Source organism: Enterobacter sp. C6, from assembly GCF_008122455.1.
GTDB classification, from domain to species: Bacteria; Pseudomonadota; Gammaproteobacteria; order Enterobacterales; family Enterobacteriaceae; genus Enterobacter; species Enterobacter pseudoroggenkampii.
The window spans coordinates 1-14,910 of record NZ_QPFW01000217.1 but is presented as its reverse complement, the minus strand read 5'-3'; the positions used below and the strand labels follow the sequence as shown (position 1 = coordinate 14,910).

15 protein-coding genes and 1 pseudogene are annotated in these 14,910 nt (G+C 51.6%); 7 read left to right on the top strand and 9 right to left on the bottom strand.

Annotation, left to right across the window (positions count from 1 at the left end; all coding sequences use genetic code 11):
• The first annotated feature begins 43 nt into the window (after nucleotides 1–43).
• Entirely contained in the window at nucleotides 44–514 is a 471-nt protein-coding gene (locus tag DOU50_RS11565; protein WP_148769418.1) for a hypothetical protein, read from the top strand.
• Nucleotides 515–561: 47 nt separating this feature from the next.
• Here DOU50_RS11565 and DOU50_RS11560 read toward each other — a convergent pair whose 3' ends face one another.
• Both DOU50_RS11560 and DOU50_RS11555 read right to left on the bottom strand, forming a co-directional pair.
• Nucleotides 562–1,485, bottom strand: a complete 924-nt coding sequence (locus DOU50_RS11560; protein ID WP_148769417.1) for a LysR substrate-binding domain-containing protein — start codon at nucleotides 1,483–1,485, stop codon at nucleotides 562–564.
• Between the two features lie 24 nt (nucleotides 1,486–1,509).
• Nucleotides 1,510–2,046: a MarR family winged helix-turn-helix transcriptional regulator gene (locus DOU50_RS11555; RefSeq protein ID WP_048993110.1), complete on the bottom strand. Its 537-nt coding sequence runs from the start codon at nucleotides 2,044–2,046 to the stop codon at nucleotides 1,510–1,512.
• 132 nt (nucleotides 2,047–2,178) lie between these two features.
• Here DOU50_RS11555 and DOU50_RS11550 point away from each other — a divergent pair, with 132 nt between their 5' ends.
• From DOU50_RS11550 to DOU50_RS11540, 3 genes are all read left to right on the top strand, one after another.
• Nucleotides 2,179–3,336 (top strand): MFS transporter, encoded by a 1,158-nt coding sequence (locus DOU50_RS11550; protein ID WP_148769416.1) that lies wholly within the window; start codon nucleotides 2,179–2,181, stop codon nucleotides 3,334–3,336.
• An 82-nt stretch (nucleotides 3,337–3,418) separates the two neighbouring features.
• A complete protein-coding gene (locus tag DOU50_RS11545; RefSeq protein WP_148769415.1) occupies nucleotides 3,419–3,856 on the top strand; it encodes a VOC family protein in 438 nt (145 codons plus the stop codon).
• A gap of 120 nt (nucleotides 3,857–3,976) precedes the next feature.
• Nucleotides 3,977–4,447, top strand: coding sequence for a hypothetical protein (locus DOU50_RS11540; RefSeq protein ID WP_148769414.1), 471 nt, complete (start codon nucleotides 3,977–3,979; stop codon nucleotides 4,445–4,447).
• Between the two features lie 767 nt (nucleotides 4,448–5,214).
• Here the strand turns inward: DOU50_RS11540 and DOU50_RS11530 are convergent.
• Nucleotides 5,215–5,874 carry a TetR/AcrR family transcriptional regulator gene (locus DOU50_RS11530; protein ID WP_024908027.1) on the bottom strand — a complete coding sequence of 220 codons (660 nt, stop codon included), beginning with the start codon at nucleotides 5,872–5,874 and terminating at the stop codon, nucleotides 5,215–5,217.
• 122 nt (nucleotides 5,875–5,996) lie between these two features.
• On the opposite strand from DOU50_RS11530, the gene DOU50_RS11525 reads away from it, so the two are divergent.
• Together DOU50_RS11525 and DOU50_RS11520 are read left to right on the top strand one after the other, a co-directional pair.
• A complete protein-coding gene (locus tag DOU50_RS11525; protein ID WP_024908028.1) occupies nucleotides 5,997–6,890 on the top strand; it encodes an NAD(P)/FAD-dependent oxidoreductase in 894 nt (297 codons plus the stop codon).
• 53 nt (nucleotides 6,891–6,943) lie between these two features.
• Nucleotides 6,944–7,261, top strand: coding sequence for an antibiotic biosynthesis monooxygenase family protein (locus DOU50_RS11520; protein ID WP_228117527.1), 318 nt, complete (start codon nucleotides 6,944–6,946; stop codon nucleotides 7,259–7,261).
• A gap of 257 nt (nucleotides 7,262–7,518) precedes the next feature.
• Here DOU50_RS11520 and DOU50_RS11515 read toward each other — a convergent pair whose 3' ends face one another.
• The 3 genes from DOU50_RS11515 to DOU50_RS11505 all read right to left on the bottom strand — a co-directional run bounded on the left by DOU50_RS11515 (nucleotide 7,519) and on the right by DOU50_RS11505 (nucleotide 11,501).
• Nucleotides 7,519–9,009, bottom strand: a complete 1,491-nt coding sequence (locus tag DOU50_RS11515; RefSeq protein ID WP_081112038.1) for a hypothetical protein — start codon at nucleotides 9,007–9,009, stop codon at nucleotides 7,519–7,521.
• Nucleotides 9,009–10,661 (bottom strand): hypothetical protein, encoded by a 1,653-nt coding sequence (locus DOU50_RS11510; RefSeq protein WP_024908029.1) that lies wholly within the window; start codon nucleotides 10,659–10,661, stop codon nucleotides 9,009–9,011. The genes DOU50_RS11515 and DOU50_RS11510 overlap by 1 nt, the downstream gene beginning before the upstream one ends.
• A 357-nt stretch (nucleotides 10,662–11,018) precedes the next feature.
• Nucleotides 11,019–11,501, bottom strand: coding sequence for a glutathione peroxidase (locus DOU50_RS11505; protein ID WP_148769413.1), 483 nt, complete (start codon nucleotides 11,499–11,501; stop codon nucleotides 11,019–11,021).
• A 135-nt stretch (nucleotides 11,502–11,636) separates the two neighbouring features.
• On the opposite strand from DOU50_RS11505, the gene DOU50_RS11500 reads away from it, so the two are divergent.
• Nucleotides 11,637–12,908, top strand: coding sequence for a serine hydrolase domain-containing protein (locus tag DOU50_RS11500; protein ID WP_148769412.1), 1,272 nt, complete (start codon nucleotides 11,637–11,639; stop codon nucleotides 12,906–12,908).
• On the opposite strand, the gene paaY is transcribed toward DOU50_RS11500, so the two are convergent.
• The 3 genes and pseudogenes from paaY to DOU50_RS11485 form a co-directional block, all read right to left on the bottom strand.
• The gene (gene paaY / locus DOU50_RS11495) at nucleotides 12,817–13,413 is read right to left on the bottom strand and encodes a phenylacetic acid degradation protein PaaY (protein ID WP_148769411.1); all 597 of its coding nucleotides are present in this window, start codon (nucleotides 13,411–13,413) and stop codon (nucleotides 12,817–12,819) included. The genes DOU50_RS11500 and paaY overlap by 92 nt on opposite strands.
• A 9-nt stretch (nucleotides 13,414–13,422) precedes the next feature.
• Nucleotides 13,423–14,358: a phenylacetic acid degradation operon negative regulatory protein PaaX gene (paaX, locus tag DOU50_RS11490; RefSeq protein ID WP_148769410.1), complete on the bottom strand. Its 936-nt coding sequence runs from the start codon at nucleotides 14,356–14,358 to the stop codon at nucleotides 13,423–13,425.
• A gap of 90 nt (nucleotides 14,359–14,448) precedes the next feature.
• Nucleotides 14,449–14,910, bottom strand: a pseudogene (locus DOU50_RS11485) (phenylacetate--CoA ligase); the annotation flags it as partial.

Genomic DNA, 14,910 nt, shown 5'->3' with positions numbered 1-14,910 from the left:
GGGATAGAAAAAATAAATAATACCAAGCCTGTATGGAGTACCTATGACACTCGATGTTTTATTCCATGTAATGAACATTATCTCGCCTCATAAATTTAGCGCCCAAGCAAATGTGCATGAGTTGATAACGTTACTTTCAACAGAAAAAGAAAGCTCAGAAGCGCTTTCACCTTTCATCCACCGACTGCACCTCCTCTCTTTCGCCCAATGCAATCCGGGCAACGCCGAAGAGTTGCTCTCAGCGCATTTACCAAAAGAGGATGGGATCCTTCCGCTGCTTGACTTTGCGCAGTGGCCAAAGGTGCATTACGCCGCGTCAGGCGAAGCTCAGACGCGTGAATCCGAGGAGTATTTCCGTGCCATGACCTCGGCTGCCAATCTGTTACGCACTGCGCTGATCGATGCTGAACGTGCAAAAGGGACGCCTGCGCTTTATATTCTCGATAAATTACTTAACCTGAACAGCGCCCTGCCGGAAAGATATAAAAAGATGGCGAATATTCCCTACGCATAAATACGCTCAATAAGAGGAATATCCCATAATAAATATTCCGCTATTTATTAAACCCGCTTTTCATTGTAATCAAGACAGACGATATCCAAAGAAGGCACCACCGGCGCGTTAAGGTTAAGCCACGCCAGCAGCCGTTCAATACTCTGTCCTCTGAGCGAATTTTTGGGCCAGACAAGGTAGTAACCGTCCCCTGTTGCTATCGCCTCCCTGAAAGGCAGCGCGAGCAGGCCGCTTTTCAGCGCGTCGAGTGTGAGCCGGAGATCGGCCATCGCCACGCCGTGTCCGTGCATGGCCGCAAGGCTCCCCTGCTCCAGGGTGTCGAACACGATTCCGCCGCTCATGTCGAGGCCGGGGAATAAGCCCGTCCTTTTCAGCCAGCGCTTCCAGTCCCGTCTGTCCGGCGACGGATGAATAAGATCGCAATCTGGAAGCGTATGCCGGGCAGACTCCAGCAAAGACGGAGTACAAACGGGAATAAGCCATTCGCTGAACAGCAGCCTGCTTTCTGTTGACTCGCCGAAATAGCCGTTACCGAGGAGGATCGCACAATCGTAAGGCTCACGACTGAAATCAACGGAATCGAAGTCCATCCAGACGCTGGCAATTTCGATTTTGGGCTTCGCGTGGTTCTCGCGAAAGGATTTAAGCACATCCAGAAGCCATCGCATCGTCAGCGAGCTGGGTGCTTTAAGGCGCAGAAGGTGGTTTTCACTTTTGAATGCACGACAGGCCCACTCAATATTCGAGAAACTTTCGCTAAGCTGCCCGGCCAGAATACGTCCGGCATCGCTGACCTCCACTCTCGGCCCCTGTCGTTTAAACAATTCGCAATCGAACCACATTTCCAGCGTCTGGACATGCCTGCTGACCGCCCCCGGCGTGATATGGAGTGTTTCAGCCGCTTTGCTGAAGGAGTTCAGCCTTGCGGCAACTTCGAACGCGCGCAGCGCATACAGTGGCGGTAAAGACATACATTCCCTTTCTGTGAGGTTTAACTATGCAGTTTTTGTATTATCGGCACTCGGTGACTTGTCGCCCAGGTCCTCGGACGGAAACGTCAGCAGCAGCTCCCTCAGCAGGGACTCAAGCTGCGCGCGCTGCGCGTCAGACAAGTTGCTCAGCAGCGCATTTTGCGTCTGTGTGTGCACGATCAGCGCCTGTTCGATACGCTCCTGCCCGTGTGCCGTCAGGCTTACGAGGGTACTGCGCTTGTCATCCGGATCGGCAATTCGCCTGATAAGCCCTTGCTTTTCGAGATGGCTGAGCCGGTTCGTCATCGCCCCTGAGGTGATCAACAGCGATTTATACAGCTGTGTGGGGGAAAGGCAGTACGGCTCACCGGCGCGGCGCAGCGTGGCGAGCACGTCAAACTCCCCCTCGCGAAAACCAAACTGCGCCATCGCCTCCGCCCATTCTTTTCCCAAATGCTTCATCAGCCGGAGCATTCGGCCAAAAATTTTCATCGATGAGGCGTCCAGTTCCGGCATGGCACGGTTCCACTGGCCGACAACGAAGTCTACATGGTCTTTCATTTTCACCCCTGATGGCGTGGGTATTTATCCTGTTGTGCGGTACATCTTACGCAAAAACACATTTTATCTTAACGTTAAGATAAATGCTTGTGGCAATTTGCCCGGCCATTCACAACCGAAAAGGATCTCCTGTTGAAACGCACATCGCCTTTACTCTTCGCCGTTATCGCTTTTATCGTCGGGCTGAACCTGCGCCCCATTCTAGCCTCTGTCGGACCGTTGTTTTCCGTGCTGCAGCGCGAAGCGGGGCTAACGGCTACGCAATTTAGCCTGCTGACCACCCTGCCGGTCGCGATGATGGGACTGGCCGCCCTGTGTGGACCCAGCCTTTTAGCCAGAGTTGGTGCCGTACCGGGAATTATGCTCGGGCTCTTCATCCTGCTTGTGGCCTGTTTATTACGCGGTTTTAGCGCCTCACCGGAGAGTCTTATGGGCACCGCGTTACTGGGCGGGGCCAGTATCGGCACGATCCAGGCCTTAATGCCTGCCCTGATAAAAAAGGAATATACGCAAACGGCCAGCACGATAATGTCGCTATTCAGCACGGGCATTATGGCCGGTGCGGCAGTCGCCGCCGCCAGCGCCGAGCCGTTGTTTTCATGGCTGACGCTGAAGCCCGCGCTGGCAATGGCCGGGCTGTTAGCGCTGCTGGCGCTGATACTGTGGTTAACCCTGGTTAAGTATCCTCAGGGGGAAAAAACAGCACCCGAAACCGTTACGCTCTCCTCCTCCCGTACGGCACTGCTGTTGCTCTTTTTCGGCGTGGGAACGGGAGCCTATACGCTGGTATTGGCCTGGCTGCCCCCGCTTTATATTCAGGCGGGATGGTCCGCACGCAGCAGCGGCTACATGCTGGCCTGGCTGACGCTAACCGAGGTTGTCGCAGGGTTTGCCGTCTCCGCGCTGATCGGTAAATTCCCCGACCGTCGCGTGCCGCTGATCGCCGTATTGTTGCTGCTGCTGGCGGGACTCCTGTGTCTGGTCTTTGCGCCGGGTACAACGCCGGTATTATCCACGTTGCTGCTTGGGACCGGGATCGGCGCCCTCTTCCCGCTGTCGCTCATCGTTACGTTCGATCATGCGCGAACGCCCGCGCAGGCCGGGAAGTTACTATCAAAAGTTCAGGGAGGTGGATACATGATCGCCGCGCTCATGCCGTTAATTGCGGGGATCGTTCGCGACAGTTCGGTCTCTCTGACCAGCGCATGGCTGATCATGAGTGCGGGAGTCGTGCTGCTGATCGTCATCGCGTTGAATTTTAAACCCGTCGTGGGCGTGCAGGCACGATGAATGCGATACCAGAATTGAGAGTCGTATTTCAGCCAGTCGTAATATAAATTCAGGGTGAATTTCACCTCACGCAGGAGTAGATATGTCGCAGACGTTAGCGGGAATGGATGTCTTGTTTGTCGCCGGGTTCGGGCCCATTTCTCGGGATACGGAGTCCAGCACCGCGTTTTATGTCCAGACACTCGGCCTTCCGCTGAAGCCGATGGAAGGGAATACCGATTATCTGCTCACTGAAGAGGGCCAGCTGGCAGGCGTGAAGCATTTTGCCGTCTGGCCGCTCGCACAGGCGGCTATGTCATGTTTTGGAGAAGAACAGTGGCCCGCAGAGCACCCGATACCGCAGGGATGGGTTGAATACGAAGTACAGGATCTCGATTCTGCTACCCGTATTCTGAGTGAAAAAGGCTATCGGTTATTGGTGGCTAACCGTATGGAACCGTGGGGGCAAACCGTCACTCGCCTGCTCAGCCCGGAAGGCTTGCTTACCGGGCTGACGATTACGCCGTGGCTGCGGGGGTAATGGGGTTTTGCTTTGATAGCCTCAGGATAAAACAGTATCAATTATTTCTGGTCCATGCCGATACTGACAGAACGACCACCAGTTACTCATAATTAAAAAAGGATATCTGAGTTGAATAGAATGTCAGGAATCGCTGTTTTATCTTTAGTGCTGATGGGATGTAGTTCTGCGCCCTCAGAAAACAGCACTCAGTACCTAAAAACAGAAATGCAGTCGCCAGTTTCAGGGCCAACCTCAGTAACCGTAGCCGCAGACAGCCTTCTGAAAAAAGTAAATACTCGTAATGTGATACTGTACTCACTCCGTCCGTTGCCCGGGAAAGCAGTTACCTCTGAGCTGGACAGAAAATTTGCCGCAGCGACGATGTATATCGATTTGTCTCAAGGTAAAGCAAACAGAACAGCTGAGATCGGTGGTGAGATAAATTACTTTGATCAAGAGCTATACGTGAATGCACACTTGGCAGGAAACAGTGTCAGGACGATACAGGTTGCACCACAGACCATCCCGCTGACACTCAATAAGCCATTCTCGATCAATCTACCACAGGGTATTCACTATTCCGTCATGCTGACGGACAGCCAGCCTTGAACATAGCTAAATCCTCTTAGTTGTGCTGATACTCGACACGGTTACCTGTCGGGTATGTAACCCATTCCGTGCATAAACGCATAAGGTTACATATGAGCGGAAATTGCCTGTTGCCACCAATGGCCCGGAAGCAAAAGGATGACTACCTCCAATTGCACTACGGAAATGGTGTATGTAAATGGCATAATTCGCGCCCAAGCAGCTTATTATTTGGACAGTCCACCATTCTACATTGTTCTGAATCAAACCCTCCGTGAGCGACTATGCTTAGGTAATGCTTCATTGCCTGAATCTCCTTAACCGAAGGTAAAACACCAGGCTCATCTACTTTTAAGGCGAATAATGGAGAAGGGTTCTCTTCTGGAGTGCACTCTATATACCATGACTGACCGCAGTCCAAACAGCAATACATAGATTGTGAGTAATCAAGCGATGGCTCGAAATGATCGCTTTCGGGTATTTCGAAGTAGTGATTAAGAAATAACTCCCGCTGAAACTGAAATTCCTGATTATGATATTCAAGTTCAACCACTGATGATGGAAGTTCACCGCAATTACACATAATCCTTACCATTGAGTTGAATAGCGTAGAGATCGTCCTGTGTCATGAAACGATAATCTGGGTTCTACAATGTGTCGGGTTAACACAGGACTCGAAAATCAGCATACAAACAAACACTTACATAACTCATACTAATACTCCCATTTCGGGAGCTTTTTGGACCCAATCTCTACAGAATGCACATACATATACTCTCTGAGCAAGATCACAGCCGGGATACCGCATCCCGAGTGCCGCCATGCGCGGTAATGAACATGGCGACGGCCGACCGACAATAAGACTCGATCTCGTTGTCGTCCTCTACTCTGGCCTTATCGAAGCGCGCGATAATCAGAAGGTCGGAGCCTTTGAAAAGTGCGGCAAACAAGCGAGCGGACTGAAGTGGATCGGGAACCCTCAGCAGCCCCTTCGCGTGCAACTGACGTAAAAGGGCTTCGATTTGGGCGATGACATGAGCGGGACCGGCTTCGTAATGGAGCTTACTTAACGATTTTTGATTCGTCTTGTCGGCCATGACCATGGCTTCGACGCTACTAACGTCGGGTCTCAACAGCGTGCGCAGCAGTAATGATCCCACCGCCATCAGCTGATCTTCAACCGAACCATCTACGCATTCAAGAATGGACTGTGGGGCAAACAACTGATGGCAACCCGCCACGATGGCCGCACTGAAAAGTGCTTCCTTGTTCTCGAAATGCCGATAGATGCTGAGTTTAGATATCTTCGCCCGCTGGGCGACCTTGTCCAAGGTCGTCGCCTGAAATCCCAATTCCACGAATAGCTCGGAAGCGGCCTCGACGATTGTCTGACCAAGCGCCTCATTGACAGGTCGACCCCGCCGGGCCGTTTTTTTTATATTGGTCACTATAAATACAGTCCTTTACAGTATCGTAATTTATTAATTACGATACTACACAGTTTCATAAATGTGCAAGGTGCGCCAGAACTGGCTCATCTCCTTACATCCTCAACACGGAACTCATCACCATGAATGACGTCATCATTATCGGAGGCAGCTTTGCCGGTCTTGCCGCCGCCCTGCAGCTTGGCCGTGCCCGTCGCAAGGTCACGGTCCTCGACACTGGCCGGCAACGCAATCGCTTTGCTGGCCGTTCACATGGCCTGCTCGGCCACGATCACAAGCCACCGCAAGATATCCTTGTCGAGGCACGGCAGCAACTGGCACGCTATCCAACGATCAAGTTGGTCAACGCGCGGGCCGAAAGCGTATCTGGCACCCTCGACGATTTCTGCGTCGTCACAGACGATAACGAAAGCCTGCGGGCGCGCCGCTTGATTTTGAGCTATGGCGTCGCTGACCAGATGCCTGATATTCCTGGCTTTGCTGAAGGCTGGGGGACGTCCATCATACCATGCCCCTACTGCGACGGCTTTGAAGTCGCCGACCAACACTGGGGCCTCGTCTGGTCTGGCCCGCAGTCGCACAATCAGGTCAGGCTCTTCCATGACTGGACAGACAGATTGACTGTCTTTGGCAACGGTCATGACATCACTCTCGACATACGGGCCGATCTGGCCGCCCGCCAGGTACCTATAGTTGATGGCAGGATCAGCGAAATCGAACCTTACGGGAGCCATAGTGCCACTATCAAGATCGAAACCGGCCCCGATGTGTCAGTCGATATTCTTTTCGCGCATCCGCGTACCAGACCGTCCGCAAGCCTGCATGACGTACTGGGCCTCTCCACGGTCAACACGCCGACCGGCATCGCACTCAAGACCGATGAACACCGTGAAACCAGCATACCAGGCATCTACGCCGCAGGTGACCTTGCCAACCCCGGTATCCCATCGGTTACTACGGCAGTATGGCAAGGCACGATGGCGGGTATCTTCGCTCAGCAGTCGATGCTCAGTTGAGTGCAAGCAGTATCTATCATCCAGCTCAATTCATAATAGACAGGAGCGCCACCATGGTCGCCATAAAACCATTTAAACCCCTGGATGAGAAATTTCCGTTTGACCGCCAACTTGGTATTGCGGCCGCGCCTCTCGTGCTCATCAACCTTTTCACGGTTGCAGATCCCTCCGACGAAATAGGCTTTCTGGATGCTTTCAAGGCGGCTGCCGAGGTCATAACGAAGCAACCGGGCTTCATTTCCATGCAACTCCACCGAGCGATCGGCGACAGTCCGAGTTACCTGAACTATGTAATGTGGGAATCCACCGAGGCGGTTCGTGCGGCCTTCACAGATCCCGAATTCCTCGCGAAACTTCCAGCATATCCTTAATCCGTCTTAGCCAGCCCGCACCTGTTCCAGAAGGTCGTCGTCCCCGGCTTTTGCACGGCCTGACTCCGAAAATAATGATACTGACCTCCAATTTTCGCTCCTGGCATTTACCTGCCACAAGCCGACAAGGCATCTCAAGACACATATCAGTCTTGCAATGAAAGCACTTTTTCTGCTTTGCGTTGACAGATTAGCCAGTGCCTGGTTTATTAAAGCCAGGCATCCAGGCTTTGCATTTATTCAATGAGATCGTATCGTTAACCCGCTTTTAGCATTCGTCGAAGTTCATGGTCCATATATTCATCTACAGCACTGGCATCAATTCCACCGGCTTTGTACCAGACATGGAGCTCTTTAATCGCCAGCGTTCCAAACCTTGCCCAGCCAATGAGGTTCGTTCTCAGGAGGAACTGAATCATTTCTCCTCCTGAACGAAGTGCCGCATCGCCTGCATCCATCAAACACAAGGTTCCATGCGCAACCAGTAACATTCGCCTGAGTTCTGGGTTATTCGCAGAAGGGATACATTCACCCCAGACCTTCTTATGGTAGCAACGTTGTTTAACCGTCCAGGTGATCCGCACAAGCAGTTCAGTAATCAGAACAGGGATCGCCATCGCTAATCCATGCCGTAAGTCGTATCCCTTCTCAAAAACCTGGACGGCGACGGTAGCGAATGACTGGCGATGCTGACCAAATTCACCCACGTCAATAAACTGAAGTAATGAAAAGAAAGGTATAGGGATACCAGAGCCTCTTCCTTGCGCCCCGGAAGAGCCCGCCATATCAGAAAAAAGATGGCCCATCCAGTTTACGAAACCGCTGAATACCTTAGAGACAAGGTTATTCCCTTTAAGCTCAAAAGTTTCTGTATCTACGGAAACCAGTTTTCCGTCTGCCACAAAATGTGCCGTGCTGGTAAATTGATCAAGGATCGAGAAAAATAAACCGACTAAGTCCGGGGAGTGGGCAAGACTTTTAATATGGTGATTCTTCGTGTTCATCCTGAACAGACCGTCAACATCACCGCCATGCCGATGGTCATAGTTGACCTTGAATTTTCTCTCCAGAAAACCGATAGCGCTTTTTGTAGGATCACTCCCTTCTGCACCGCCTTTCCAGCCAAAGGCTGAGGCGAATTTCTCGACTGCACCGTCCACTGCATTATCTGCAAGCTGGGTCAGTTTTCCTTCACCAGGTGCGCCTACCAGAAAAATATCGATAAGCCCGCCAATAACGCCACAGGTGCCAGCGATCATGTAATCATATTTGTCGCAGTGGGCAGTCTTAAAAGTAAAGTCTTCCTGAATGCGTTTCTCCAGAGCAATTCTCTGAGTTGGGGACATCAGCGCGCTAAACGGATCGACAGTTAAATCGACATTATGCTTATGGGCATAGTGCGATACGGACTGGGAATAGGTTTCCCAGTCCATATCGCTGGTGAACGCTATTGTTTCTATCATCGACAGTTTACTGATACTGGACGATGACGGGGTCAAACCGGATTCAAGGTAATCGCTGAATTCACTGGAAACCGTTGTGTGGAAATTCTCATCAAACGTGACACCTGCGTGTTCCAGAACACCATCCATAGCGAAAATCATTTCATCTAAAGCAGCATCGGTATCAGTTTGCAAAGCGTTAAGTGCATCCAGAGCGGCATCAAGGTCACTTAATTGACTCTCGCTTTGTTCAAGCTGGTGCTTCTGCACCAGCAAGGCCGATACCTGAGTATCCGTTTTTTTCATTATGAGAATAATCCAGTCAATTTGCCTTTAATAACGTCCCCCGCTCTGAAATAGCCGATTCCTTCAAAGATGGCGGCAAGTTTTTCTAATTGCTGAGTAGCTGTGTCTTCTTTAATTTTACGTTTTTTCACTTCAACGGTCTTACCATCGTGTTGCTCTTCGACAATACATTCTTCATAGAATGAAAGAACAATATCATAGAATTGTTTTTTGATGGGTTCTCGGGTCAGAGAACTGAGTTTAGCCTCATCAAGGTAGATAGGGCACTTAAGTTTGAGTGCACTGTTTTGCATCTTATTCGATTTCTTATTCAATTCATCCGCCGCACCGGTCAATGCATTCATCATCTTCTGGAGCTTTTGAATTTTTTCACCTTGCCGATTGTGCGCATCCAGAGCGTCGTTAAACTTGCCAGAAATATAATTGAGATCATTAATTAACGCGGACAATGTGGATTGTGTCTGCTTGATGACTTCATTCAGCATCAGCTCCCGGCGCTTTGATTTATCCAGTTCATTAGCACCCGTAAGATGACGAATCCCTTTATAGGCCCCTACACCTAATAACACCGCAACACCAATACCCGTTGCCATACTTGAAAAGCCCAGCACGCCGCCAAGTCCAAGCGTTGCGAGGCCAGAAGTGATGCCCGCAGCGGACATACCGATAACAGAGCCAGAAAGATAGACAGCAGCAAGCGGCACACCTACCGCACCTGCTTTCGCCGTAAGTTCTTTCATGCTGCGTTTCAGCGCATCGTCGGAAAAATCTTCTCGTAACATCTTAAAATCTTGCTGAATAGCCATCACCGCAAGTTCTATTTCTTCGTCAGTTACGCCCAGCAGGGGTTGCACTTGCTGAAGAAATGGAAAGTTTTTATATTCACCGTCATTAACACTCATGAAAATGCTAATCAGGTCTTTAACAAGAGAGATTTTTATTGACTTGTTATGGCTAGGCACGCATTCCCGGTCAATAATCGCTATTAACTCTTCAACCGGCATTAGACTGGATTCTGCACCGATGTAACTACGCAGTATAAATCGGGATTCGGTCGTTAACTCAAGTCGGGTCATCAACAAGAGAATTTCGGCAAACTCTTTTTTATCAACCTGACCGTCATCTGAGAACGCCATGTTAACGATGATTTTGACGTAAGCCACTTTAAGAGCCTCTGACATTTCGGCAAGAGTGATGAGCTGATCTTCTTCTTTAAACTCATCAAAGTCACTAATGGTATGCTCAAGAATGTCGCTCAGCTTCTTATAGTTGCACTCCATCAAACTTTTGAGTGGTTTTATCTCGCCATTTTTTAGTTTAAGGGAGACAAATTCTGTTCGCTTTTCCTTGCCTTTATCATTTACGGTGACATCTTCTATATATTCTACGGCTTCAATATTGTTGTAGTATACGTCATAAGGACTTTCAAATGCTTCTTTTATAACCAGTTTTTCACCGGTAAAAACGATGCCATCTTTTGCACTACCAAATACCGTATTGTCATAAATGGCCAGCACAGCATTCAGGTTATCAGCGACATTGAATGCTTTAGCGACGTTATTCAGTTTTTTTTCAGGGATACCTGGAGCAACAAAAACGTTCTTACTTACTGAAGGTAAATTTTCCTTAAGGAAGGTATTGACGTTATTCACAACTTTCTCCTTATTCGTTGCAACGGATCGATGAATAATCGACCCTTTTTTTTACAATTTGTGATTATATCCATCTGGAGTGTCACATTTTGTCATTAGCTCATAGGTATATGAGTAAAAATACAAAGAGGAGTATGCCATCCGGACAAGTAGATCATTCACGAAATAGTCAAAAGTATAGGGTGCTGTTCTGCCGTTTGCGTGGCATAAACTGATAACATACTATTAACTAAATAACTTAAGCGAAACCTGATGTCATCATCACGAGATGCAGCGTGCTGCATTTGCGCATTCTACGGGCGTATTTAAGAACATGGAGGGAACAGAGATGCTGGTTAATTCCATTCACCAAAAAGCTCACCTCCCCAAAGCCTCCACAATTGCCCCCTCCATTTTCTCGGGCGTAGTCATCGGTGCAAAACGCTTGAGCGGTTTACCGTCGCGTCCGATTAGAAACTTAGTAAAGTTCCACTTAATCCGCTCGCCCAGCACGCCGGGCAGTTCGTTTTTCAGATAACGAAACAGCGGATGCGCTGCGTTACCGTTAACCTCGACTTTCTCAAACATCGGGAAGCTCACGCCGTAGTTGATGTAACAGGTTTTCGAGATTTCGTCGGCGCCGCCGGGTTCCTGTTTGCCGAACTGGTTGCAAGGGAAGCCCAGCACGACTAATCCTTCATCGGCGTATTTCTTGTATAGCGCTTCAAGGCCACCGTACTGTGGCGTGAAGCCGCACTGGCTGGCGGTATTAACGACCAAAACCACCTTTCCTGCATAGTCGGCCATAGAGATAAGCTGCCCATCCAGACGGGTGGCGGTAAGTTGATAAAAGCGAGTCATACTGAAATCCTCAAAGCAGGCCGAAAAGTCACGGTAACCATCAACGAGCCGCCACCGTGTAGAAAGTTTACATTCACGCAGGCTATTTGTGATACATTCCTGGCGCGCCAATGACCACCACACTCGCTACCAGGTATGCAGAACATAACAAAAAAAATTATCTGGCTTCTGCTTACTCTCCCACTCCTCAGCGGTTGTGGCACGCTCTCGCAAATGTCCTCTCCGGAAGGTACTCAGGAACTTCTCACCCATGATTCACTGGATGGCGACGTTGACAGCGTGGTGCGTCACTACATGGCGCAAAAATCCGTTCCCGGGATGACGGTCGCGGTGATCCATAATCACGGCTCGCCGCAGTTTTACACCTGGGGCGTAACCGATGCGGTCAATCGCTATCCGGTCAGGCCCGATACGCTGTTTGCGCTTGGCTCGCTCAGCAAAGGGATCACGGCGGAAGTGGTTGCTTGTCTGGTGAATGAAGGGCAACTGAACTGGAACGATAACCTGGCGACATTGCTTCCGCCGGGGACGCCGCTTAGCGCGGATGCACAAAAAATCACCCTGCTTGAACTGGTAACCCACACCTCCGGCCTGCCGCGTCAGAATATGGATGTTCCGATGCTTGGAAAATTCATCAGCTACTTAAGCACGGGCGATAATTTCTACGGTGAGCTGGATAGCGATAACGTGCTGCGCTACCTCGCCGACTGGCGAGCGCCAAAGAATAAAGTGCCGCAATACTCCAATACCGGCTACGCCCTGATCGGCTATATCCTGAAACACAAAACCGGCGAAGATATCCAGAGTTTAGCCTCGCGCTATATTTTCCATCCGCTGCAAATGGCTAACAGCAGCTTTACGCCCCGGCAGCTAAAAGGGTATCCACAGCGGGCGCTTGGCCACGCAGGCGATCAGCCGAAGTTTATCCCGCGCGGGCAGCTCACCCCGGACTGGCATTTTTCCAACAACATGGTGGCGGCAGCGAGCTTATACAGTAACGCCGAAGATCTGGCGACCTATGCCCGCTATCACGTCTCAACAACCCACAATCCCCTGCTGGACAGCGTCTTTGCCGAAGTGAGAAATACCGATATTCAACGTCCCGACGGGGTACAGGGTATTGCCTGGACCACCGACTTTATCGGTCTGGAAAAAATCACCTATCAGGTCGGTTATATCGGCGGCTACTCCAGCTTTATCGGCTATGACAAAGAAAAAGGCAATGCGGTGGTGGTGCTGCAAAATACCTTTAACTGGAGTAATTACATTGGCATCGCGCTACTGATGGATATGGCGAAAAAAGACGGTCTTACCCCTACACCGCCGACTTCGGCCTTAAATTCTCATCAAACGTCAGCCGTTTCCGTTCAGGCTCAACCTCGCGCAGCGGCTCCACCTGGTGCATAGTGAGCTTGCAGCGTTCCACCAAAACCTGATATTCCCGCGTCCCCTGCTGCTTCCATGCCAGCTCCTGCTCGCTCAGCGCGCGAATCGCTTTGGCTGGGCTGCCGATAATCAAATGGTTGGCGGGCATCTCCGCTTTTGCCTTCACGAACGCCGCCGCGCCGACGATGCTGTTTTCGCCGATGATCGCCCCGTCCATCACCACCGCGTTCATGCCCACCAGCGCATTGCGGCGGATCACACAGCCGTGAAGAATGGCGCTGTGGCCGATATGCCCATCCTCTTCCACCACCGTGTCCTGCTCCGGGAAGCCGTGCATCACGCAGTTATCCTGAATGTTTGCACCGTCTTTCACCACGATACGGCCAAAATCACCGCGCAGGCTGGCGTTAGGACCAACATAGACGCCTTTGCCCAGAATCACGTCGCCAATCAGCACTGCCGTTGGGTGAACGTAGCTCTCGTCAGGTACCACCGGCGTCAGACCATCAATTTGATAAACAGGCATCTTCCCTCCTTATGCGCTTGTAAGACCACCAAAGCGTTGATAGTAGAGCGTGCCGGGCACGGGCAGTTCGCCCACGGAGGTTTCGCCCTTCTCGCTGACAAACGCCAGGGCCCCCGGCGCGACACGCTGATAGATATTAATGCAGAGCTGTCGGGCGCTTTGCCCCGCCCAGTGCGCAGGCAGCAACTCTTCCGGCAGCAGCGGGTCTTTCAGCACCACGCGACGATAAAAATGAATCAGCAGCAGCTGGATCTGGAAACAGCGCTCCGGCGTCAGCTCCTCCGGCGCGGCCTCTTTCAGCAGCGGCAGCAGCGGCCGGAACGAGCTGATAAACGACTCGTACATTGCGTTTTGCTCGGTTAACTGCCAGCACTCTTCCACCCGCGAACGCAGCGCGGCGCGGGAGAGCGCCAGCGGCGAGTGGGCTTCAAAGAAAATCACGTTTTCCGCCACCCCGGCATCGTGAAGCAGAGACTGCACGTCCGCCAGATGCTGCGACGGCGAGGCCATCAGGCTCGGTGCCAGCGTGCCGAACCCCTGCCAGATTAGCTGTTTTTTGACGTCGGCGAGGATGGTTTTGTCCAGCCCTTCTGAGAGCAGCAATAGCCATTTTCCGTCCCAGGCGGGCAGTTCCGCACGGTAGATCTTATTCTCCGCACGGCGCGTCAGGCGCAGCCCCTTATCGCTCAGGCGGTAAAAACTGCGACGCCCGATGCGGGAAACATCCAGCCAGCCCTCTTTGTTAAGGCGAAACAGCGCGGTGCGTACAAAGCGCTCTCCAAATCCCATCCCTTCCAGTAACGCGGCCAGGCTGCCGAGCCAAATCTCTCCGCCGCGATGGGACAGCGCGTCACCGTATAACGAGGAGATAAGCGAGGTCCCGCTGACGGGAACGGAACTGACCGCGTGCTGGATAAAGGCGTCGAGTTTATTCATGTGATTCATTCTGTTGTTATTTTTGTCCTGGATGAATCATAGCACAGGACCCTTACCCTAACCCTCTCCCAAAGGGAGAGGGCCGGGGTGAGGGAAAACTTAACCGTTGGCCGCCGCTTTACGCAGGTCAAACACCCGGCAGGCTTTCCCCTCCGAGCGCGGAATGCTGCCGCAGTTCACGATCGTCACGTCGGTGGAAATCCCCACCATCGACTTAATGCGGTGGCGCAGCTGGTGACACACCTGGCAACGCTGCTCGTGCGTCAGCGTGAGGCTGCTCTCTTTCAGCTCCACCTTCACGGAAAGTGAATCAAGATGCCCGCGACGGTTCACCTCCAGCTGGTAGTGCGGCGAAAGATGTTCGAACTTCACAATCTCCTCTTCCAGCTGCGACGGGAAGACGTTGACGCCGCGAATGATCAGCATATCGTCGCTGCGGCCGCTGATGCGGTCCATACGGCGCATGCTGCGCGCGGTTGCCGGGAGCAGACGCGTCAGGTCGCGGGTGCGGTAGCGGATCACCGGCAGCGCCTCTTTGGTCAGCGTGGTGAACAGCAGTTC